General features: G+C 68.4%; 20 protein-coding genes and 1 pseudogene. 7 read left to right on the top strand and 14 right to left on the bottom strand.

The features are described from left to right. The 3 genes from A5708_RS20055 to A5708_RS20045 all read left to right on the top strand — a co-directional run. Nucleotides 1-1,242, top strand: a 1,242-nt coding sequence (locus A5708_RS20055; protein ID WP_155766094.1) for an MMPL family transporter, incomplete at its 5' end; no start/stop codon positions are given. Continuing rightward, nucleotides 1,239-1,718 (top strand): TspO/MBR family protein, encoded by a 480-nt coding sequence (locus tag A5708_RS20050; protein WP_065030287.1) that lies wholly within the window; start codon nt 1,239-1,241, stop codon nt 1,716-1,718. The genes A5708_RS20055 and A5708_RS20050, both read left to right, overlap by 4 nt. Nucleotides 1,719-1,721: 3 nt before the next feature. Further along, nucleotides 1,722-3,050, top strand: a complete 1,329-nt coding sequence (locus tag A5708_RS20045) for a cryptochrome/photolyase family protein (protein WP_065030286.1) — start codon at nt 1,722-1,724, stop codon at nt 3,048-3,050. Nucleotides 3,051-3,235: 185 nt separating this feature from the next. On the opposite strand, the gene A5708_RS20040 is transcribed toward A5708_RS20045, so the two are convergent. After that, nucleotides 3,236-3,973 (bottom strand): acyltransferase, encoded by a 738-nt coding sequence (locus A5708_RS20040; RefSeq protein WP_065030285.1) that lies wholly within the window; start codon nt 3,971-3,973, stop codon nt 3,236-3,238. A gap of 184 nt (nt 3,974-4,157) precedes the next feature. Between A5708_RS20040 and A5708_RS20035 the strand changes: the two genes are divergently transcribed. Both A5708_RS20035 and A5708_RS20030 read left to right on the top strand, forming a co-directional pair. Further along, nucleotides 4,158-5,432, top strand: coding sequence for a PQQ-binding-like beta-propeller repeat protein (locus A5708_RS20035; protein WP_419538341.1), 1,275 nt, complete (start codon nt 4,158-4,160; stop codon nt 5,430-5,432). A gap of 18 nt (nt 5,433-5,450) precedes the next feature. After that, nucleotides 5,451-5,840 (top strand): hypothetical protein, encoded by a 390-nt coding sequence (locus A5708_RS20030; RefSeq protein WP_065030297.1) that lies wholly within the window; start codon nt 5,451-5,453, stop codon nt 5,838-5,840. A 60-nt stretch (nt 5,841-5,900) separates the two neighbouring features. Here the strand turns inward: A5708_RS20030 and A5708_RS20025 are convergent, their stop codons facing one another. The 9 genes and pseudogenes from A5708_RS20025 to A5708_RS28035 all read right to left on the bottom strand — a co-directional run. Beyond that, nucleotides 5,901-6,584: an esterase gene (locus A5708_RS20025; RefSeq protein WP_065030283.1), complete on the bottom strand. Its 684-nt coding sequence runs from the start codon at nt 6,582-6,584 to the stop codon at nt 5,901-5,903. Between the two features lie 70 nt (nt 6,585-6,654). After that, a complete protein-coding gene (locus tag A5708_RS20020; RefSeq protein ID WP_196772694.1) occupies nt 6,655-7,836 on the bottom strand; it encodes a THUMP-like domain-containing protein in 1,182 nt (393 codons plus the stop codon). A 66-nt stretch (nt 7,837-7,902) separates the two neighbouring features. After that, complete coding sequence (locus A5708_RS20015) at nt 7,903-8,874, bottom strand: class I SAM-dependent methyltransferase (RefSeq protein ID WP_065030282.1); 972 nt, start codon at nt 8,872-8,874, stop codon at nt 7,903-7,905. A gap of 10 nt (nt 8,875-8,884) precedes the next feature. Next, a complete protein-coding gene (locus A5708_RS20010; protein ID WP_065030295.1) occupies nt 8,885-9,649 on the bottom strand; it encodes an enoyl-CoA hydratase in 765 nt (254 codons plus the stop codon). Then, nucleotides 9,646-10,464 (bottom strand): NUDIX hydrolase, encoded by an 819-nt coding sequence (locus A5708_RS20005; RefSeq protein ID WP_065030281.1) that lies wholly within the window; start codon nt 10,462-10,464, stop codon nt 9,646-9,648. Before A5708_RS20005 ends, A5708_RS20010 begins: the two co-directional genes overlap by 4 nt. Beyond that, entirely contained in the window at nt 10,461-11,303 is an 843-nt protein-coding gene (locus tag A5708_RS20000; RefSeq protein ID WP_065030280.1) for an ABC transporter ATP-binding protein, read from the bottom strand. The genes A5708_RS20005 and A5708_RS20000 overlap by 4 nt, the downstream gene beginning before the upstream one ends. A 60-nt stretch (nt 11,304-11,363) precedes the next feature. After that, the gene (gene serB, locus A5708_RS19995) at nt 11,364-12,602 is read right to left on the bottom strand and encodes a phosphoserine phosphatase SerB (protein WP_065030279.1); all 1,239 of its coding nucleotides are present in this window, start codon (nt 12,600-12,602) and stop codon (nt 11,364-11,366) included. A gap of 24 nt (nt 12,603-12,626) precedes the next feature. Beyond that, complete coding sequence (gene ctaD, locus A5708_RS19990; RefSeq protein WP_065030294.1) at nt 12,627-14,372, bottom strand: cytochrome c oxidase subunit I; 1,746 nt, start codon at nt 14,370-14,372, stop codon at nt 12,627-12,629. Nucleotides 14,373-14,542: 170 nt separating this feature from the next. Further along, nucleotides 14,543-14,643: pseudogene (locus A5708_RS28035) on the bottom strand (hypothetical protein); the annotation flags it as partial. 20 nt (nt 14,644-14,663) lie between these two features. Here A5708_RS28035 and A5708_RS19985 point away from each other — a divergent pair. Together A5708_RS19985 and A5708_RS19980 are read left to right on the top strand one after the other, a co-directional pair. Then, the gene (locus A5708_RS19985) at nt 14,664-15,770 is read left to right on the top strand and encodes an iron-siderophore ABC transporter substrate-binding protein (RefSeq protein WP_065030278.1); all 1,107 of its coding nucleotides are present in this window, start codon (nt 14,664-14,666) and stop codon (nt 15,768-15,770) included. 120 nt (nt 15,771-15,890) lie between these two features. Then, nucleotides 15,891-16,931 (top strand): NAD(P)-dependent alcohol dehydrogenase, encoded by a 1,041-nt coding sequence (locus tag A5708_RS19980; RefSeq protein WP_065030277.1) that lies wholly within the window; start codon nt 15,891-15,893, stop codon nt 16,929-16,931. 23 nt (nt 16,932-16,954) lie between these two features. Here A5708_RS19980 and A5708_RS19975 read toward each other — a convergent pair whose 3' ends face one another. The 4 genes from A5708_RS19975 to nrdF form a co-directional block, all read right to left on the bottom strand. Then, the gene (locus tag A5708_RS19975; RefSeq protein ID WP_065030276.1) at nt 16,955-17,380 is read right to left on the bottom strand and encodes a DUF3349 domain-containing protein; all 426 of its coding nucleotides are present in this window, start codon (nt 17,378-17,380) and stop codon (nt 16,955-16,957) included. 118 nt (nt 17,381-17,498) lie between these two features. Beyond that, entirely contained in the window at nt 17,499-17,735 is a 237-nt protein-coding gene (locus tag A5708_RS26955; protein ID WP_155766092.1) for a hypothetical protein, read from the bottom strand. Between the two features lie 70 nt (nt 17,736-17,805). Continuing rightward, nucleotides 17,806-18,114 (bottom strand): DUF732 domain-containing protein, encoded by a 309-nt coding sequence (locus A5708_RS19970; RefSeq protein ID WP_065030275.1) that lies wholly within the window; start codon nt 18,112-18,114, stop codon nt 17,806-17,808. 780 nt (nt 18,115-18,894) lie between these two features. Beyond that, nucleotides 18,895-19,869, bottom strand: coding sequence for a class 1b ribonucleoside-diphosphate reductase subunit beta (gene nrdF, locus A5708_RS19965; protein ID WP_170879956.1), 975 nt, complete (start codon nt 19,867-19,869; stop codon nt 18,895-18,897). Between the last annotated feature and the right edge of the window lie 31 nt (nt 19,870-19,900).

Here is a 19,900-nt window from a genome sequence, read left to right as displayed (position 1 = left end):
GTGGTGCTGGCGCTGCTCACCCTGCTGTTCGCGTCCACCCCGAGTACCCGCAGCCTGGGCGCGCTGGCGGCGTGCGGCCTTGTGGTTGCCGCGATTTCGGTGCTGGTGATCCTGCCCCCGCTGCTGGCCGTCTGCGGCCGGAGATTGTTCTGGCCGTTCATCCCGCACGCCGGGGACGACGAAGCCCTGGACTCCGGCAGCTGGCATCGCGTCGCCGAATGGGTGGGCGGGCGCCCGGCCCTGGTCGCGGCGGTCGCGATCGCCGTGTTGGCCGCCCTTGCCGCCGGCCTGTTCGGAACCCGGATCGGTTTGTCGCAGACCGAGCAGTTCCGGGTCCGCGCGGACTCGGTAACCGGTTACACCGTTGTAGCCGAACACTTTCCGGCCGGGCTGGCCAACCCCACCGTGGTCGTCACCCCGACCGATCACGCCGCACCCGTGCAGCAGGCGATCACGTCCACCGCCGGCGTCGTCTCGGCGACCGAGTCGGGCCGGTCCGGATCCGGGCTGACGAAGTGGTCCGTGGTGATCGACGCGCCGCCGTCGTCACAGCGGGCCTTCGGCATCGTTGCCGCGCTACGGGATTCGACGCGGGCCGCCGATCCGCACGCGCTGGTGGGCGGCGCCGACGCACAGGCCCTGGACATTCGCGATGCGGCCACGCACGACCGGGTGCTGCTGATCCCGGCCATCCTGGCCGTCATCCTGATCGTCCTCTACGTGCTGCTGCGGTCGGCCCTTGCGCCACCGACACTGCTGGCCGCGACGATTCTGGGCGCCCTGGCCGCGCTCGGCATGGGCGGCTGGGCGAGCCTGCACGTCCTCGGCTTCCCGGCACTGGACAACACCACCCCGCTGTTCGCCTTCCTGTTCCTGGCGGCCCTCGGCGTGGACTACACGATCTTCTTGGTCACCCGGGCCCGCGAGGAAGCCGCGCAGCACGGTGCTCGCGAGGGGATGGTGCGTGCTGTGTCGGCCACCGGAGGCGTGATCACCAGCGCGGGAATCGTTTTGGCCGCCGTGTTCTGCGTGCTCGGGGTGTTGCCGCTGATCGTCCTGACCCAGCTGGGCATCATCGTCGGCCTGGGCATCCTGCTCGACACGTTCGTGGTGCGCACGCTGGTCATCCCGGCCCTGTTCGCCCTCATCGGCGACCGGATCTGGTGGCCGACCAACCCTGCCCACACCAAAGCCGTTGAGCAACAAGCGGACCGGAGACAACCAGAACGGAGCACACCGTGAACAGGTCGATACTGGCCGCGACCGGCCTGGCCGTCGCCGCTGCCGCCGGTGCCGGAAGCATCGCCAGCAGCAACGCCATTCCCCGGTGGTACTCGCGGCTTCGCAAGCCCTCCTACCAGCCGCCCCGCGCCGCCTTCCCCGCCGTGTGGACGACGCTCTACGCTGACATCGCGGGCACGTCGGCGGTGGCCATCGACCGGTTTCGCGCGGCCGGGCAGCACGACAAGGCACGCAACTACGCCGTGGCGCTGGCGGTCAACCTGCTCCTGAATGCCGGATGGAGTTGGCTGTTCTTCGGGTACCACAAACTCGGCGCGAGCGCGGTGGGTGCCGCGGCGCTGACGGCCAGCAGCGCCGATCTGGTCAGGCGCACGGCCCAGGCCACGCCACGCGGCGGGCTGGCGTTGCTGCCCTACCCGCTGTGGTGTGGCTTCGCGACGATCCTGTCCGCCCACATCTGGCGACTGAATCGCTAGACCATGCCTGCACTCTTGTGGTTTCGCCGCGATCTGCGGTTGCGTGACCATCCGGCGCTGACGGCCGCGGCCGAGAACGACGAGGTGCTCGCCTGCTTCGTCCTCGATCCACGCCTGGAAAAGTCGTCGGGACAACGCCGGCTGCAGTACCTGGGTGACTCGCTGCGGCGGCTGCGCGACGATCTCGACGGCCGGCTGCTCGTCACCCGCGGGCAGCCCCATACGCAGATTCCGCGCATCGCCAAGGAAATCGATGCGTCGTCGGTGCACGTCTCCGAGGACTTCGCGCCGTTCGGTAAGCGCCGCGACGAGAAGGTCAGCGCGGCACTGGGTTCGGTGCCGCTGGTGGCGACGGGGTCGCCGTATCTGGTCTCACCCGGCCGCGTCACCAAGCCGGACGGCTCGCCCTATAAGGTGTTCACCCCGTTCCTGCGTCAGTGGCAACAGACCGGTTGGCGCGAACCGGCCAAGTCGAGCGCGAAGTCCGCACGCTGGCTGGATCCGGCGCAGCTGCGGATCAAGCAATGCGAGATCCCCGATCCCGGCCCGGTCCTCGAGGTGGCAGCCGGTGAGGCGGCGGCGCGCAAACAGTGGAAGTCCTTCGTGGACAAGGGATTACGGAGCTACGCCGAGGACCGAAACAGGCCGGACCTGACGGGGACCAGCCGCATGTCGGCGCACCTGAAGTTCGGCACCATTCATCCCCGCACGCTGGTCGCAGACCTGGACCTGCGCGGCAGCGGCGCGCAAGCCTTCCTGCGGGAGTTGGCTTTTCGCGACTTCTACGCCGACGTACTGCACCACTGGCCGGCCAGCGCCTGGCGCAACTGGAACAGCGACTTCGACGGAATCCAGACCGACACCGGCGCCGAGGCCAAGCGCCGTTTCGCGGCGTGGAAAGCCGGCGAGACCGGTTTCCCCTTCGTCGACGCGGGCATGCGTCAGCTGCGCGAGACCGGCTTCATGCACAACCGGGTGCGGATGATCGTGGCGTCGTTCCTGGTCAAGGACCTGCACCTGCCGTGGCAATGGGGTGCCGAATGGTTCCTGGACCAGCTGGTGGACGGCGACATGGCCAACAACCAGCACGGCTGGCAGTGGTGTGCGGGTTGCGGTACCGATGCCGCACCCTACTTCCGGGTGTTCAACCCGATCACCCAGGGCGAGAAGTTCGACCCGTCCGGCGATTACGTCCGGCGCTGGGTACCCGAACTCCGCTCGGCCGACGACGCGCACCTACGCAAGGGTGAGCGTCCGGACGGCTATCCGGCGCCCATCGTCGACCACGCCGCCGAGCGCACCGAGGCGCTGCGGCGTTATCAGAGCATCTGACAGCGATGCTCGGAGCCAGTTCGGTGCCGCTGCCGGTACCGCGAACTGATCTACGCCCTCTGCAATCCGCTAGCGCCCGCGCTAGCGGATCCGAAAAGTGGTAGATGGTGCGTAGACGTTACTGCTGTGGCACGAGTGACCATTGGTGGCCCCTGGCCAGTCGACGAGCAACCGCAAGCGGCCGGCTAGTGCGCGGCCTTCTTGCGTTCGATGTCGGCCAGCGCGGCCGCCAGTTCGGCGCGCTGCGCCGCCGAGCTCTCCCAGGCGAGCTGGCGGTTCTTGACCACCTTGGCCGGTGCGCCGACCGCGATCGAAAAGTCCGGGATCACCCCGCGGACCACCGCGTGAGACCCCAGCACGCAACCGCGTCCGACGGACGTGCCCCGCAGCACCGACACCTTCACGCCCACCCAGGTGTCCGGACCGATCCGCACCGGGGACTTGACGATGCCCTGGTCCTTGATCGGCAGGTCGATGTTGTCCATGCGGTGGTCGAAATCGCAGACGTAGCACCAGTCGGCCATCAACACCGAATCGCCGAGCTCGATATCGAGGTAGGCGTTGATGACGTTGTCGCGACCCAGCACCACCTTGTCGCCGAACCGCAGCGAGCCTTCATGCGCGCGGATGGTGTTCTTGTCGCCGATGTGCACCCACCGGCCGATCTCGAGCTGCGCCAGCTCGGGCGTCGCGTGGATCTCCACGCCCTTGCCGAGGAACACCATGCCGCGGGTGATGATGTGCGGGTTGGCCAGCTTGAACTTCAGCAGCCGCCAATAGCGCACCAGGTACCACGGGGTGTAAGCGCGGTTGCGCAGCACCCATTTCAGCGAGGCCAGCGTGAGGAACTTGGCCTGGCGCGGGTCCCGCAGGTTCGATCCACGCCAACGGCGATGGACCGGTGCACCCCACATGCTCGTCATGGCCGGACAGCCTAACTCGGTCGATCGTAAGCCCGCGAACCGCCACGGGTTACCCTCACCTGTACTCGATTGCCGCCCAACGGCCGGGTCCGCCCGCGCGCGGCCCGCCACGCGAAAAGGATTGGGAAAACCGAAGGTGCTTGCCCGACACATCGTCAGTGGGCTCCGGCGTTCGTCATCCGTTGTGTTGGCGGCGGTCATCACCATCGGGGCCGGCGCCTGCGGCAACACCGACTCCTGGGTCGACGCCTCGGCCGCGCAGGGCTGGCCGGCCCAGTACGCCGACGCCGCCAACAGCAGCTACACCGGCACCGACGGGGCCGCCAAGCTCTCGCTGCAGTGGACCCGGTCGGTCAAGGGAAGCCTGGCCGCCGGACCGGCGCTGAGCGCGCGGGGTTATCTGGCCCTCAACGCCCAAACCTCGGCGGGCTGCTCGCTGATGGAATGGGAGAACAACAACAACGGGCGGCAGCGCTGGTGCGTGCGTCTGGCCCAGGGCGGCGGCTTCGGCGGCCCGCTGCTCGACGGATTCGACAACCTCTACGTCGGCCAGCCCGGAGCGCTCCTGTCCTTCCCGGTGACCCAGTGGACGCGGTGGCGCCAGCCGGTGATCGGCATGCCCACCACGCCGCGATTCGTCGGGCAAGGCGCGCTCCTGGTGGCCACGCACCTGGGCCAGGTGCTGGTCTTCGACTCCCACCGCGGCCAGGTGTCGGGCAGCCCGCTCGACCTGGTCGATGGCGTCGACCCCACCGACGCCGCGCGCGGGCTGACCGACTGCGCGCCTGCCCGCCAGGGCTGCCCCGTCGCGGCCGCGCCCGCCTTCTCGGCGGCCAACGGGATGGTGGTGCTCGGTGTCTGGCAGCCCGGCGCTCCCGCCGCGGGCCTGGTGGGGCTCAAGTACCACCCGGGGCAGATGCCGCTGCTGACCCGCGAATGGACCAGCGACGCCGTGGGCGCCGGTGTCATCGCCAGCCCCGTGCTGTCAGCCGACGGGTCGACCGTCTACGTCAACGGCCGCGACCAGCGACTGTGGGCACTGCACGCCACCGACGCCAAGGTGAAATGGTCGGTGCCGCTGGGCTTCTTGGCGCAGACGCCGCCCGCGGTCACCCCGCAGGGGCTGATCGTCGCCGGCGGCGGCCCCGACACGAAGCTGGCGGCGTTCAAGGACGCCGGCGATCACGCCGATCAGGTGTGGCGCCGCGACGACGTCCTGCCCCTGTCGACGTCGAGTCTGGCCGGCAGCGGCGTCGGCTATACGGTGGCCAGCGGCCCCCCGGCCAACGGCGCCCCCGGCATGTCGCTAGTGATCTTCGATCCGGGCAGCGGCCGCACGCTGGGCAGCTACCCGATGCCGGCGGCGACCGGGTATCCGGTCGGGGTGTCAATCGGCACCGATCGCCGGGTGGTGGCCGCCACCAGCGACGGCCAGGTTTACGGTTTTGCCCCGGCCTGACCGGGACATACTCGTGTGGTGCCGATCGATGAATCCGCGGCGCCAGGCGTCGCGACCACCAAGACCACCGCAAGCCCGCGCGGCAGCACCGCCGACATCGTGGCGACGTCCGTCCTGCTGGTCATCCACGGCGGCCTCTACGCGGCGAGCTTTGTGCTGCTGGGCCTGCTGGTGATGACCACCGATCCCTGCGGGTCCCGAAAATGCGGCGATCCCGCCTGGATCGACCGGGCCATGAACCTGGGCACCTGGGGCGGCGCCGCCCTTCTGGTCGTCGACATCGTCGTCGCCGTGTATTTCCTGGTGCGGCAGAGGCGGGCGTTCTATGTCCCGCTCATCGGATGCATCGCGCAGGTCGCGCTGGCGCTGGGCGCGGTGGCGATGGAGTTACAGGCCGGCCCGGTCTGAGGGTCCAGTCCGATGGTGGCGACCCGCTGCGCCCGGCTACGCCGCGCTTGCGATCGCCACTTAGATCGCCAGCGGCGGAATGGCGTTGCGCGGCACCTGGGCCTGCAACGGGCCGCCGAACGCAGGCAGCATCTCGCCCGGGGCGAAGTAGAAGATCAGCTGGTCGTCGGTGATGGCGAAGTTCTGGTAGTGCGTCGGGTCATGTCCCGTCGACGGCAGAATCGCGGCGCCCAAAGGGGTTTGGCGTTCCAGGTCGCGCTGCACAATCGGGAAGATGGCGTCCAGCGGCGCGGCGCCCGGAGGAAAGAGGTTGTCGAAGGTGATGGGCTGCCTGGCCCCCAGGTTGTAGTTGAACGCCTTGTACCAGATCGACGAGTGCGCTCCCCCGACATCCTGGAAGAACTTGAGCACGACGCTGCGGGTGTTGTGGGGTGGCTGCCCGGCGAAGCGCTGCTCGGTGGTGGCCTCGAGCTGGTATGGCTGGTCGCGCCCCCCGGAACTCTGCGCGACGGCGACGAAGCCGTCCCGGTTCTGGGTGACGTAGTCGGCCAGCGCCTGCCCGTCCGGATAATCCGCGGGAAAGACCATGTTGAGCGTGTAGTTGGGGCCGGTGGCGCGCAGCCGGCACATCTGGCCGTCCTCGACGCTGCCGCCCAGGCTGGCGCACGACGGTGGATCGGCCGCGGCCGGCCAGCCCACCAAGACCGCCGCCGCGAACAGCGCAGCGGCTACCAGGTAACGCATCGTGGAAGTGTCCTCGCAAACTGACCAGGGCCGGTGACCCGGAGAAGTGACGCCGCCAGCGTACCCGGCGCTATCGGGAGGGTTGGCAAACGAACGCCATCGCCCGGCCGGCGCTGCCCGCACCGATGCGGGCGATGACCACCGACAGCGATCGGCTCCCACGCAACCGCATCCGTCTGCGCAGCGCGTCCGGGTCCACCCGGACCCCGCGGACCAGGATCTCCAGCGAACCGCAGTCCAGCGCCGACAGGGCCTGGCGAAGTCGGCGTTCGTCGAAGACCAGCTGCTCGAGCACCTCGAACCCGCGGTCCGCCTCGGGCAGCCGATCGCCGGAGAGGTAGGCGATGTCGGGATCGAGCTGCCACAGCCCGTGCCGCGCGCCATAGTGGCGCACCAGCCCGGCCCGCACCACCGCACCGTCCGGGTCGACGATCCAGCGCCCGACCGGCCGCACCGGGCAGTCGTCGGGGTCGTCGTTGGTGAGTTGCTCACCGCGATCCAGCACGCTCGCCCGCCGGCCCACGCCGCGTCGGGAAAGTCCGGCCGACCACAGGCAGGCTTCCCGGACGGAACCGCGGTACGACGTCACCTCGATTTCGCCGTCGAAACCCAGGCGTCGCACCTCATCGAAATCGATTCCGGGAGAACACTTTACGACGAATTCCCGGTCGTGGTAGGCCTCGAGCAGCGAGCCCAGGCCGGGCCGGTAGTCGTCGATGCGCACTCGCCGACGGCCCTCCACGCGGCGCGCGGGGTCGACGACGAGCACGGCGTCGCGGGTGACCGGGCGCAGCGCGTCGGCGCGGCAGATCCAGGCCGACTCCCCCACGTTGTGGCGCGCCATCGCCAGCCGCACCGGATCGATATCGCTGCCCAGCGCGGTGATCCCGCGGGCGCTCAGCGCGGCGAGCTCGGTGCCGATCGAACAGGTCGCGTCGTGCACGACGACGCCGCCGTCGCCGGCCAGCCGCCCGGCCCGGTGCAACGCCACCGGCGCCGCGGTGGACTGCTGCAGCGCCTCGTCGGTGAAGAGCCAGCCCGACACTTCGAGCCCGCCCAGTTTTTCCAACGCGCGGCGGCGCAACAGCACCGTCTCCACCAGCACCGCGGCCCGGTCGCCGAATTCGGCGCGCGCCGCGGCGACATCGGCGACCAGGGTGGCGTCGGTCAGTTCGAGTTCGGCGACCGCCGCCAGCGCCGCGGCACCCGCGTGCGACCGCAGATAGCCGACGTCCTCCGTGCTAAACCTGATTGCCCGGCTCCTCCTCACGCCGCTGCGCGGGCTGCATCGTCGCGGGGCGAAAGCGCAGCCCGACGCTCAGGAGGGTTTGACCCCGGTCACCATCACGTTGTAGAACCAGCCCTTCGGGACCACGCGGCGCCACACGTTGGCGTCCACCCAGCTCAGCGTCTTCCAACCGCTGAAGGCGAATTTCGCCCAGCCCCAGCCCAAACGGCCCGGCGGTACCGACGCCTCGAAGGTGCGCACCGGCCAGCCGAACATCGCGGCGGTGAACTCTTCGCTGACGGTCCGCACCTCGGTGGCGCCGGCGCCGGTGGCCATCCGCTCCAGGTCACCCGGGGTGAAGGTGTGCAGGTCGACGATGGCCTCCAGCGCGGCGGCGCGGGAGGATTCGTCCAGCTCGGCCTGCGGGCGCCGCCAGCCACCCAGGCCGGGCAGCTTGGTGACGTTGGTGGCGATGCGCCAGGTCAGGGTGGACAGCTCGCGGGCGTAGACGTCGCCGGCGCTGGTCGGCTCGCCGGCGAAGACGAACCGGCCACCGGGCTTCAGCACCCGGATCACCTCGCGCAGCGACAGCTCCACGTCGGGGATGTGGTGCAGCACCGCGTGCCCGACGACCAAGTCGAAGGTGTTGTCCTCGTACGGGATGCCCTCGGCGTCGGCGACGCGGCCGTCGATGTCGAGGCCCAGCGACTGGCCGTTTCGGGTGGCGACCTTGACCATGCCCGGCGACAGGTCGGTCACCGATCCGCGCCGGGCGACCCCGGACTGGATCAGGTTGAGCAGGAAAAATCCTGTGCCGCAGCCTAATTCGAGGGCCCGGTCGTAGGGCAGCTCGCGCAGCACCTCGTCGGGCACGATGGCGTCGAAGCGGCCGCGGGCGTAGTCGATGCAACGCTGGTCATAGGAGATCGACCACTTGTCGTCGTAGGTCTCGGCTTCCCAGTCGTGGTAGAGCACCTGGGCCAACTTGCTGTCGTGCCGGGCGGCTTCCACCTGCTCGGCGGTGGCGTGGGGCGTCGGAACGGCGTCGGTCGAACTGGTCATGCAGGGCAGCCTAACGGCCGCCGGGATCCATCCGATCGCCACCGCCCTGACCAGCGGTGAATACCTCGACGTAGCGGCGGCGTTCGGCGGCGAGCCGCTCCGGGAGTTCCAGATCGAACACGTCGTTGATCGCGGCCTTGGCGGCGGCCAGCGCGTGCCGCGGCCCGTCGAGGAAACGGCGCGCCCACCCGGCGGCGGCGTCGTACACGTCGTCTGGGGGCACCATGTCGTCGATGAGGCCCAGCGCCAGAGCCTCCTCGGCGTCGAAGAAACGGCCGCTGAACACCAGCTCCTTGGCCTTGCTCGCGCCGGCCACCCGGGTCAGGCGGGCCATCGCGTCGCCGCCGGGCACCAGGCCGGCCAGGATCTCGGTCGCGCCGAACTTCACGTTGTCGCCACTGATCCGCCAGTCGGCGGCCAGGGCCAGGGTGAGCCCGGCGCCCAGCGCGTAGCCGGTGATCGCGGCGACCGTCGGCTTGGGGATCGCGGCCACGGCATCGACGGCCTCCTGCCGCACCCGCGCCACGCTCTCGACCTCGGAGCCCCGCAGCGTCCGCAGCTCGGGCATGTCGTCGCCCGCGGAGAAGATCTCATGGCCGCCGAACAAGATCACCACGGCGACGTCCTCGCGGCGGCCCAACTCCTCGGCCGCCGCGATGACCTCCCGGTAGACCTGGCGGGTCATCGCGTTGGTCGGTGGGCGCGACAGCAGCAACATGGCCAGCCCGGCGTCCTGCGAGCCGTCGCTGACCACCACGCTGACGAACTCGCTCAATGCCGCCACCCCAGGCCGCCCGCTTCCCGCGCCTGGTGGTAGCGGTCGGAATCGAAGAACTCGAACACCCAGTTGTCGCCCTGGATCTCCAGATGCGGCTGCACCGGCACGATCTGGCGCTCGACGGCCAGCACCTCGGCCACGGTCCGCCCGGCCAGCGAGTCCAGCTGCGTCCACGTCGGCGGCAGCAGGAAGCAACGGCCGGCCTCGAACTCGTCGATGGCGGCCCGGGGTGCCATCCAGCCCGCGAGGTCGGATTCGGTGTTCTCGCCGTCGGCGCGCTGCCCCTGCGGCAGCGCGCCCACGAAGAAATAGGTGTCGTAGCGGCGGGTCCGCTCGGCCTCCGGGGTGACCCAGTTGGCCCACGGGCGCAGCAGATCGGACCGCAGCACCAGGTTTTCCTGGCGCAGGAAGTCGGCGAAGGACAGCGACCGTTCGGCCAGCGCCCGTCGTGCCTCGCCGTACACCGAGGCGTCGCCGACGATACTGTCCGGGTCGCCCGCCGGCCCGGCGAACAGCACCCCCGACTCCTCGAACGTCTCGCGGGCTGCGGCGCACACCAGCGCCTCGGCCAGGTCGGGTTCGATGCCGAACCGCTGCGCCCACCACTGCGGCGGCGGACCGGCCCACGCGATGTCTGCGTTGCGGTCGCGGTCGTCGACACCGCCGCCGGGGAACACCACAGTGCCCGCGGCGAACTCCATTCGGGCGTGCCTGCGCATCAGGAAGACCGCGATGCCGCCCGGGTCGTCGCGGACCAGCATCACGGTGGCGGCCGGCCGTGCGACCAGCGGGGGTTCGTCGGGTGACGTCATAACGGCCTCCGGTGGGCTGCGCGGGTGCGGACTCGCCGCGCGAAATAGCGCCCGTCGACGACGTCGAGGGCGATCGCTTGGCCGAACGCGGTGGACAGGTTCTCGGCGGTCAGCACGTCGGTCAGCAATCCCGCGGCGACCACCTCGGCCTCCGAGAGCAGCATGCAGTGGCTGAACCCGGGCGGAATCTCCTCGACGTGGTGGGTGACCAGCACCAGGGCCGGCGCGTCGGGGTCGGCGGCCAGGTCGGTCAGCCGGGCGACCAATTCCTCGCGGCCGCCCAGATCCAGACCGGCGGCGGGCTCATCGAGCAGCAGCAGCTCGGGGTCGGTCATCAGCGCGCGGGCGATCAGCACCCGCTTGCGCTCGCCCTCGGACAGCGTGCCGTAGGTGCGCTCCGCGAGGTGCTCGGCGCCCAGGCTCTCCAGCATGTCGATGGCCCGTTGGTAGTCGACGTCCTCGTAGCGTTCCCGCCACCGGCCCAGCACCGCGTAGCCGGCCGAGACGACAAGATCGCGCACCACCTCGTCGGTGGGAATCCGCTGCGCCAAAGCCGAGGAGCTGAGCCCGATCCGGGCCCGCAACTCGGTCACGTCGACGCGGCCCAGCCGCTCGCCGAGCACGAAAGCGACGCCGGACGAGGGATGTTCGGCCGCCGCGGCGATCCGCAGCAGCGAGGTCTTACCGGCGCCGTTGGGCCCGACGATCACCCAGCGTTCGTCGAGTTCGACCGCCCAATCCAGCGGCCCGACCAAGACGTTGCCGCCGCGCCGCAGCGACACCTGCCTGAAGTCGAGCAGCAGATCGGGGTCGGCTGACTCGCTTCCGTTTTCGGGCACCCGACCATCGTGCCGTACCGCGGCGCTCGAATACCTGCCGGGTCGCCGCGCTTGCGACCGCTACGGGTTGGGCGGGATCTCGACCCGGCGGACCTCGCCGTCGACCGCGTCGGCGGCCTCGATTTCGCCGCGGGTCACACCCAGCAGAAACAGCACCGTGTCCAGGTAGGGGTGGCTCAGCGACGCGTCGGCGACCTCGCGCAGCGCCGGCTTGGCGTTGAACGCGATCCCCAGTCCGGCCGCGGCCAGCATGTCGATGTCGTTGGCGCCGTCGCCCACGGCGACGGTCTGTGCCATCGGCACGCCGACCTGCTTCGCGAATTCCCTTAGCGCCGTGGCCTTTCCGGGCCGGTCGACGATGGGGCCGATGACCCGTCCGGTGAGCGTGCCGTCGACGATCTCCAGCTCGTTGGCCGCGACGTAATCCAGCATCAGCTCCTCGGCCAACGGCTCGATGATCCGGCGGAAGCCCCCGGACACGACACCGCAGGCGTAACCCAGGCGCCGCAGGGTCCGCAACGTGGTGCGGGCGCCTGGCATCAGTTCGAGCTGGTCGGCGACCTCGTCGATCACGCTGGCGGGCAGGCCCGCCAGCGTCGCCACCCGTTGCTCGAGCGACTGCGCGAAGTCCAGCTCGCCGCGCATCGCGGCGTCGGTGATCGCGGCGACCTTGCCCTCGGCGCCGGCCCGGGCTGCCAGCATCTCGATGACCTCGCCCTGCACCAGCGTCGAGTCGACGTCGAACACGATGAGCCGCTTGGCCCGTCGTTCCAGGCTGTAGTCCTCGACCGCGATGTCGACCTGTTCCTCGCTGGACACCCGGTTCAGGGCGGTCCGCAACGCGCCGTCCGCGCCCGGCGGCACCGACACGCGCAGCTCCAGGCCGATCACCGGATAGTCGGAGACGCCGCGGATCAGGTCGATGTTGACGCCCAGGCCCGCCACCTCGCGGGCCACCGCGCCGAACGCGCCGGCGGTAATGGGCCGACCCAGCACGAAAATGGTGTGGGTCGAGGGCTCCCGCATGATCGGTACGTCGTCGCTGCGCTCGATGCTGACATCGAGACCGACCTTGTGGATGGCCGATTCGACGTCGTCGCGCAACTGCGCGCTGTCCGCGACCTCAGCCGGGCAGCACACCAGCACACCCAGCGTCAGGCGGTGCCGGATCACCACCTGTTCGACGTTGAGCAGCTCGACGCCGTGCCGTGACAGCGCCTCGAACAGGGTCGCCGTCACGCCCGGTTGATCCACGCCGGTGACAGTGATCAGCACCGACACCTTGGGTGGTGGGTTCACGCCGGACAGCCGCCCGTCAGGCCATCAGCTTCGAACCTGGACGTCGTCCAGTCTGGTGACGTCCTTGTCCGAGGGCCCGTGCGCGCGACCCACATGCGCCTCGGCGCGGAGCCGCTCCACCATGTGCGGGTAGTGCAGCTCGAATGCCGGGCGCTCCGAACGGATTCGGGGCAGCTCGGTGAAGTTGTGCCGCGGCGGCGGGCAGCTGGTGGCCCATTCCAGGGAGTTACCGTAGCCCCACGGGTCGTCGACCGTGACGACCTCGCCGTAACGCCAGCTCTTGAAGACGTTCCAGACGAACGGGAACATCGACGCGCCCAGGATGAAGGCGCCCACCGTCGAGGCGACGTTGTAGGGCTGGAAGCCGTCGCTGGGCAGATAGTCCGCGTAGCGGCGCGGCATGCCCAGGTCACCCAGCCAGTGCTGCACCAGGAAGGTGGTGTGGAACCCGATGAACGTCAACCAGAAGTGCAGCTTGCCCAGCCGCTCGTCGAGCAGCCGGCCGGTCATCTTCGGGAACCAGAAGTACACCCCGCCGAAGGTGGCGAACACGATGGTGCCGAACAGCACGTAGTGGAAGTGCGCGACCACGAAGTAGCTGTCGGTGACGTGGAAGTCCAGCGGCGGGCTGGCCAGCATCACACCCGTCAGGCCACCGAGCAGGAAGGTGATCAGGAAGCCGACACAGAACAGCATCGGCGTCTCAAAGGTGATCTGCCCCTTCCACATGGTGCCGATCCAGTTGAAGAACTTGATCCCGGTCGGCACCGCGATCAGATACGTCATGAACGAAAAGAACGGCAGCAGAACGGCTCCGGTGGCGAACATGTGGTGTGCCCACACCGCGACCGACAGCGCGGCGATCGACAGGGTCGCGTAAACCAGCGTGGTGTAACCGAAGACCGGCTTGCGCGAGAACACCGGGATGATCTCGGTGATGATGCCGAAGAACGGCAACGCGATGATGTACACCTCGGGATGGCCGAAGAACCAGAACAGGTGTTGCCACAACAGGACTCCGCCGTTGGCGGCGTCGTAGACATGGGCGCCCAGATGTCGGTCGGCGGCCAGCCCGAACAGCGCCGCGGTCAGGATCGGGAACGCGATCAGGATCAGGATCGAGGTCACCAGGATGTTCCAGGTGAAGATCGGCATCCGGAACATGGTCATGCCGGGCGCGCGCATGCACACCACGGTGGTGATCATGTTGACCGCACCCAGGATGGTGCCCAGACCGGCGACGATCAGGCCGGTGATCCACAGGTCTCCCCCGGCTCCGGGCGAGTGCACCGCGTCAGACAGCGGCGTGTAGGCCGTCCAGCCGAAGTCGGCCGCCCCGCCCGGGACGATGAAGCCGGACGCCGCGATCAGCCCGCCGAACAGGAACAGCCAGAACGAGAAGGCGTTCAGCCGGGGGAACGCCACGTCGGGCGCACCGATCTGCAGCGGCAGCACCAGGTTGGCGAAACCGAACACCACCGGTGTGGCGTACAGCAGCAGCATGATCGTGCCGTGCATGGTGAACAGCTGGTTGAACTGCTCGTTCGACAGGAACTGCAGCCCCGGCGCGGCCAGCTCGGTGCGCATCAGCAACGCCATCAGCCCACCCACGAAGAAGAAGCCGAAGCAGGTGACGGTGTACATGATGCCGATCATCTTGTGATCGGTCGTGGTGATCAGTTTGTAGACGAGGTTCCCTTTGGGGCCCATGCGGTCCGGGTACGGACGAACGGCCTCGAGTTCTCCCAAGGGGGGCGCTTCGGCTGTCAACAGCTTCTCCAAACATCCAGATCGGACACCGGCCCAAAAATCGGTATTGAGACGAATCTTAGCCGTCGTTCATGGCGACGTCAGGGCTGGTCCTACAAACTGTCGTAAATGACTCACCGGTGCGGCGTGTCCGTCGGCGCAGCGGCGCCACGCTGGCCGAATGGTGGCGACCCGGCTTCGCCCGGCTCCGTCGGCGCAGCGGCGCCACGCTGGCCGAATGGTGGCGACCCGCTTCGCCCGGCTCCGCCGCGCTAGCGATCGCCACGCTGGCCGGATGTTAGCGTCTGACGCGTGTTGTTCGGCGTGATCAGACCCGCCCGGCTGGCCGCGGCGACCGCGGTGACAGCGACGCTCGTCCTGGCATCCAGCGGCTGCGGATCGGACAAGAACGCCGGCCAGGCGTCGGCCCGTTCCCTGGTCACTCCGACGACCCAGATCGCGGGCGCCGGCGTGCTCGGCAACGACCGCCGCCCCGACGACTCGTGCGCGCACGACGCCGCCGAGGCCGATGCGGGTTCCGCGAAACGGCAGGTCCACAACGCCGCGGGCGTCAACCCGGACGTGGTGCTGGTGCCCGCCGACCCGCAGCGCATCGTCGTGCTCTCCGGCGACCAGCTCGACACGCTGTGCGCGCTGGGTCTGCAGTCGCGGGTGGTCGGCGCGGCGTTGCCGGACGGGTCCCCGAGTCAGCCCGCCTACCTGGGCGGCGCGGTGCACGGCCTGCCGGGGGTCGGCACCCGCTCGCACCCCGACCTGCAGGCGATCGCGAGCGCCCACCCCGACCTGATCCTGGGGTCGCAGGGGTTGACCCCGACGCTGTATCCGCAGCTGACCGCGATCGCACCGACGGTGTTCACGGCCGCGCCGGGCGCGGCGTGGCAGGACAACCTGCGCGCGGTCGGCGCCGCCACCGGCCGCTCCGCCGCGGTGGACGGGTTGATCAGCGGCTTTGCCCGGCGAACGACCGACATCGGCGCGCGGCACGACGCCTCGCACTATCAGGCGTCGATCGTGCAGCTGACGACCGGCACGATCCGGGTGTTCGGCGCCAACAACTTCCCGGCCAGCGTGCTGGGTGCGGTCGGCGTGGACCGGCCGGCGTCCCAGCGATTCACCGACAAGCCCTACATCGAGATCGGCAGCAGCGACGCGGACCTGGCGAAGAATCCGGACCTGTCGATCGCCGACGCCGACGTGGTGTACGTGTCCTGCGCCTCGCCGTCCGCCGCCGACCGGGCCGCCACGATCCTGGACAGCAACCCGTGGCGCAAGCTGTCGGCCAACCGGGACAACCGGGTCTACATCGTCAACGACGAGATCTGGCAAACCGGCGAGGGCCTGATCGCGGCCCGCGGCATCGTCGACGACCTGCGCCTGGTGAACGCCCCGATCAACTGACGGCGGTCCGGCAAAAAACGCGTCCCTCGTCATAACGTGATGTTCGCCCCGTCCGATGGCGAAGGAACTCTTACCTTAGCTAAACTTCTTGACGACGCATCGAATCGAAGAGGGATCCCCATGAGCACAGTTTCGGCGTACGCGGCCACCTCGCCGACGGCACCGCTGACCAAGACCACCATCGAGCGGCGCGACCCGGGTCCGCACGACGTGGCGATCGACATCAAGTTCGCCGGAATCTGCCACTCCGACATCCATACCGCCAAAGGCGAATGGGGCACGCCGGATTACCCGCTGGTCGTGGGCCACGAGATCGCCGGTGTCGTGACCGCCGTCGGCTCCGAGGTCACCAGGCACAAGGTCGGCGACCACGTCGGCGTCGGGTGCATGGTGAACTCCTGCGGACAGTGCAACAGCTGTAAGGCCGGCCTCGAGCAGTACTGCAGCCGGGGCACGACCTTCACCTACAACGCCACCGACCGGGACGGCACCACGACGCAGGGCGGCTACAGCCAGGCGATCGTCGTCGACGAGAACTTCGTTCTGCGCATCCCCGACTCGCTGCCGCTGGACAAAGCGGCCCCACTGCTGTGCGCGGGTATCACGCTGTTCTCGCCGCTGCGGCACTGGAAGGCCGGCAAGGACACCCGCCTGGCGATCATCGGCCTGGGCGGTTTGGGCCACATGGGCGTCAAGCTCGGCGCCGCGATGGGCGCCGAGGTGACGGTGCTGTCGCAGTCACTGAAGAAGATGGAAGACGGGCTGCGGCTGGGCGCCAAGCACTATTACGCCACCGCCGAGCGCGAGACCTTCAAGAAGCTGCGCAACAGCTTCGACCTCATCCTCAATACCGTCTCGGCGAACCTGAACCTCAACGACTATCTGAGCCTGCTCGACGTCGACGGCACACTCGTCGAGCTGGGCATTCCCGAGCATCCCATGGAGGTGGGGGCGTTCTCGCTGGCGCTGGCGCGCCGTAGCCTGTCCGGGTCGAACATCGGCGGCATCGCCGAGACCCAGGAGATGCTGGACTTCTGCGCCGAGCACAACGTGACACCGGAAATCGAGCTCATCGAGCCCGACTACATCAACGAAGCCTACGAGCGCGTCCTGGCCAGCGACGTGCGCTACCGCTTCGTCATCGACATCTCGAAGCTGTAGGGCGCCAGGGGCGCTGGTGGGCCCTACAGCGTCGCGCCCGGGGCGCTTTCGGAGGCCCCGCTGCGCGCGGCGATCTCGGCGGCCTCTCCCCACTCGTCGCCGGGGATGACCTCGCTGACGTCGATGCCGGCCAGCGGCCATCCGACGGCGGCCAGCGTGGCGGCCACCCGGATGATGTTCTCCGGCCCGGCGTCGTAATGCGTCATGTCGGAGATGAAATGGGCGATCTCGTCGCGGTCGATCACACCGTCGGCGATCGCCGGCGATCCCTCCGCGGTGATGTTGTGCACCACCTCGGCGATCTGCTCTTCGGTCAGCGGGGTGCTGCGCAGCAGCGCCAGCAGCGGCACGCGGTCGGGCCCGGGCACGCCCTCGGGGTAGCCGGCGCGCAGCCAGCGCAGCACTGAACGGCAGAAGTTGGTGGTGGCAGAGGCGGCGGTATTCGTCACCCCAACAGTGTCAGGGCAGCCGTATCACCCGCGCCAGCGGGCGGTCCCGCCATGCGCACAATTCATACGCCGTTCATTACTGGAACACCGGCCTGCCCTATTGGCGGCTGCGGGCGGCTCATTCGCCCGCGGGCGGGGCATCACTTCCCGGCGATCGGCTGGGCTCTGCGGAGTCGGCGTCGGAGCCGCCTTCGTCCTCGGTGGCTTGCGGGGGCTGATCGTCGCCTTCCGGCGCTGGTTGTTCGGCGGTGGTCACGCGTTCTCCATCCAGATAGGGAATTCGCCTGAGATACCCGAGATTGCCGCGCTGGAAACGGCGCGCGTCGGCGCAGGTGACAGCCGGTGAAAGTGCCAATCCCCGTCCTCGGTGACGACGGGCCGTGCCGATCACGTACGACGAGCCGCTCTGAGACTTCAGGCCCCGCTCACCGCAGAGTGTCCGGGCACAGGTTGTGTTGGGCCGCTGTAACAAGCTGCTGTTTCCATGCATAGATCTGCCCGAAACCAGACGAATCCGCAGCGGTGGCCGGTGACGCTCCACTGTGCAACTCCATGCAGATGGTGTAGCCGGCTTGGATATACCTGCCGGGACCGGCCAAACCGAGGATGGGCACGCCGTCGGATTGCAGCTCGGCAATGTAACCATCGCTGTCCGCACGCGCAGGGCCGCTGCTCAGGACGAGTGCGGCGAAGAACGCCGGCACAAGGAGCGGCGCCACCAGTGTTTTCTTCATGAGATCACGCTCTTATATTCGCCGTGTGCCCCCACCGGAATGACGATTCCCGTTGGGCTGCAAGGGAATGGCGGAGACCCGCGGTAAAGCGGGTGCGCTTGGCCGGTCGCCATCACGGCGGGCCTGCTAGCTGCTTAACATTGCAACGTCAAATACCCGAACGTATGGCGTCGATAAACCCGGTATCTTGCCGGCGGATCCGGGAATCTTCTGCCCCGGATTTATTGGCGGTTGAGTCAATAATTGGTTGGCATCACAATCCCGAGGAAGCAGCCTGCGGGAAACACATTGCGCGTTTGCCAATCGCTGCTACCAATCGAAATAGGCAACGTCGATCGGCTGAGCTAGCTAACACCTTCCGAGCTCTGCTCCCTGGCGCAGTGGACCATCCGCTCACTGAGATGGATGAGGGGATCTTCATAACCACCAGGCATGGTGTAGGCCAACCGGCGCAATTCCACCGCAAACTCGTATAGATGCTTGGTCAGCAACGCCACGGTCATGAGACGGTAGTGACCACGTTTGCGGTGCTGCGAGCCGCACGGAACAACATATTTCCCAAACCTCCCCGTTTGGCGACCCCGATGTTTGGTGACGCGTCCCGAATCGTCGATGGCAGCGTAATCGCTTCCACATCTAATTACAACGCGATTTGTAACAACCCTCGAGCGGGTTATAGAGCAGCCCGGTGACCCCGCTCATCTTCAGCGGCGCAACTAACTGTGGGCGGGCGCGAACCCCGTCCGATAAGCCGGACCGTTCCTGAGCTCTGACCCGGGGCTAGAAGTCCCAGTCCTCGTCCTCGGTGACGACGGCCTTGCCGATCACGTACGACGAGCCCGAGCCGGAGAAGAAGTCGTGGTTCTCGTCGGCATTCGGTGACAGCGCCGACAGGATGGCCGGGTTCACGTCGGTCTCGTCGCGCGGGAACAGCGCCTCGTAGCCGAGGTTCATCAGCGCCTTGTTGGCGTTGTAGCGCAGGAACTTCTTGACGTCCTCGGTCAGCCCGACCTCGTCGTAGAGGTCCTGGGTGTACTCCACCTCGTTGTCGTAGAGCTCGAAGAGCAGCTCGTAGGTGTAGTCCTTGAGCTCCTGCTTGCGCGCATCGTCGACCAGCGCCAAACCGCGCTGGTATTTGTAGCCGATGTAGTAGCCGTGCACGGCCTCGTCGCGGATGATCAGCCGGATCATGTCGGCGGTGTTGGTCAGCTTCGCGCGGCTCGACCAGTACATCGGCAGGTAGAAGCCGGAGTAGAACAGGAAGCTCTCCAGCAGCGTGGAGGCGACCTTGCGCTTCAGCGGCTCGTCGCCCTTGTAGTACTGCATGACGATCTCGGCCTTGCGCTGCAGGTTGGGGTTCTCCTCCGACCAGCGGAAGGCGTCGTCGATCTCGGCGGTCGAGCACAGCGTGGAGAAGATGTTGCTGTAGCTGCGCGCGTGCACCGACTCCATGAACGCGATGTTGGTGTAGACGGCCTCTTCGTGCGGGGTCAGCGCGTCGGGGATCAGGCTGACCGCCCCGACGGTGCCCTGGATGGTGTCCAGCAGCGTCAGGCCGGTGAAGACCCGCATCGTCATCTGCTTCTCGTGGGCGGTCAGGGTGCCCCACGACGGCAGGTCGTTGGACACCGGCACCTTCTCGGGCAGCCAGAAGTTGCCGGTCAACCGGTCCCAGACCTCGGCGTCCTTTTCGTCTTGCAGTCGGTTCCAGTTGATCGCCGAAACCCGGTCGATCAGCTTCATGTTTTCGCTCACCAGAACCCCACTTCACACACCGTTTTGCCGG

Origin of the sequence: Mycobacterium colombiense (genome assembly GCF_001672755.1) — a bacterium.
Taxonomy (GTDB): Bacteria; Actinomycetota; Actinomycetes; order Mycobacteriales; family Mycobacteriaceae; genus Mycobacterium; species Mycobacterium colombiense_C.
This window is presented reverse-complemented; position numbering and strand designations above follow the sequence as displayed.

What these genes read in the sequence shown, in the direction of transcription:
- A5708_RS19980 (WP_065030277.1), top strand. Translation starts at nt 15,891, where the DNA reads ATGAGCACAGTTTCGGCGTACGCGGCCACCTCGCCGACGGCACCGCTG.
- A5708_RS20045 (WP_065030286.1), top strand. Translation starts at nt 1,722, where the DNA reads ATGCCTGCACTCTTGTGGTTTCGCCGCGATCTGCGGTTGCGTGACCAT.
- A5708_RS19970 (WP_065030275.1), bottom strand. Translation starts at nt 18,114, where the DNA reads ATGAAGAAAACACTGGTGGCGCCGCTCCTTGTGCCGGCGTTCTTCGCC.
- A5708_RS20015 (WP_065030282.1), bottom strand. Translation starts at nt 8,874, where the DNA reads ATGACCAGTTCGACCGACGCCGTTCCGACGCCCCACGCCACCGCCGAG.
- A5708_RS20025 (WP_065030283.1), bottom strand. Translation starts at nt 6,584, where the DNA reads ATGCGTTACCTGGTAGCCGCTGCGCTGTTCGCGGCGGCGGTCTTGGTG.
- A5708_RS20005 (WP_065030281.1), bottom strand. Translation starts at nt 10,464, where the DNA reads ATGACGTCACCCGACGAACCCCCGCTGGTCGCACGGCCGGCCGCCACC.
- A5708_RS20040 (WP_065030285.1), bottom strand. Translation starts at nt 3,973, where the DNA reads ATGACGAGCATGTGGGGTGCACCGGTCCATCGCCGTTGGCGTGGATCG.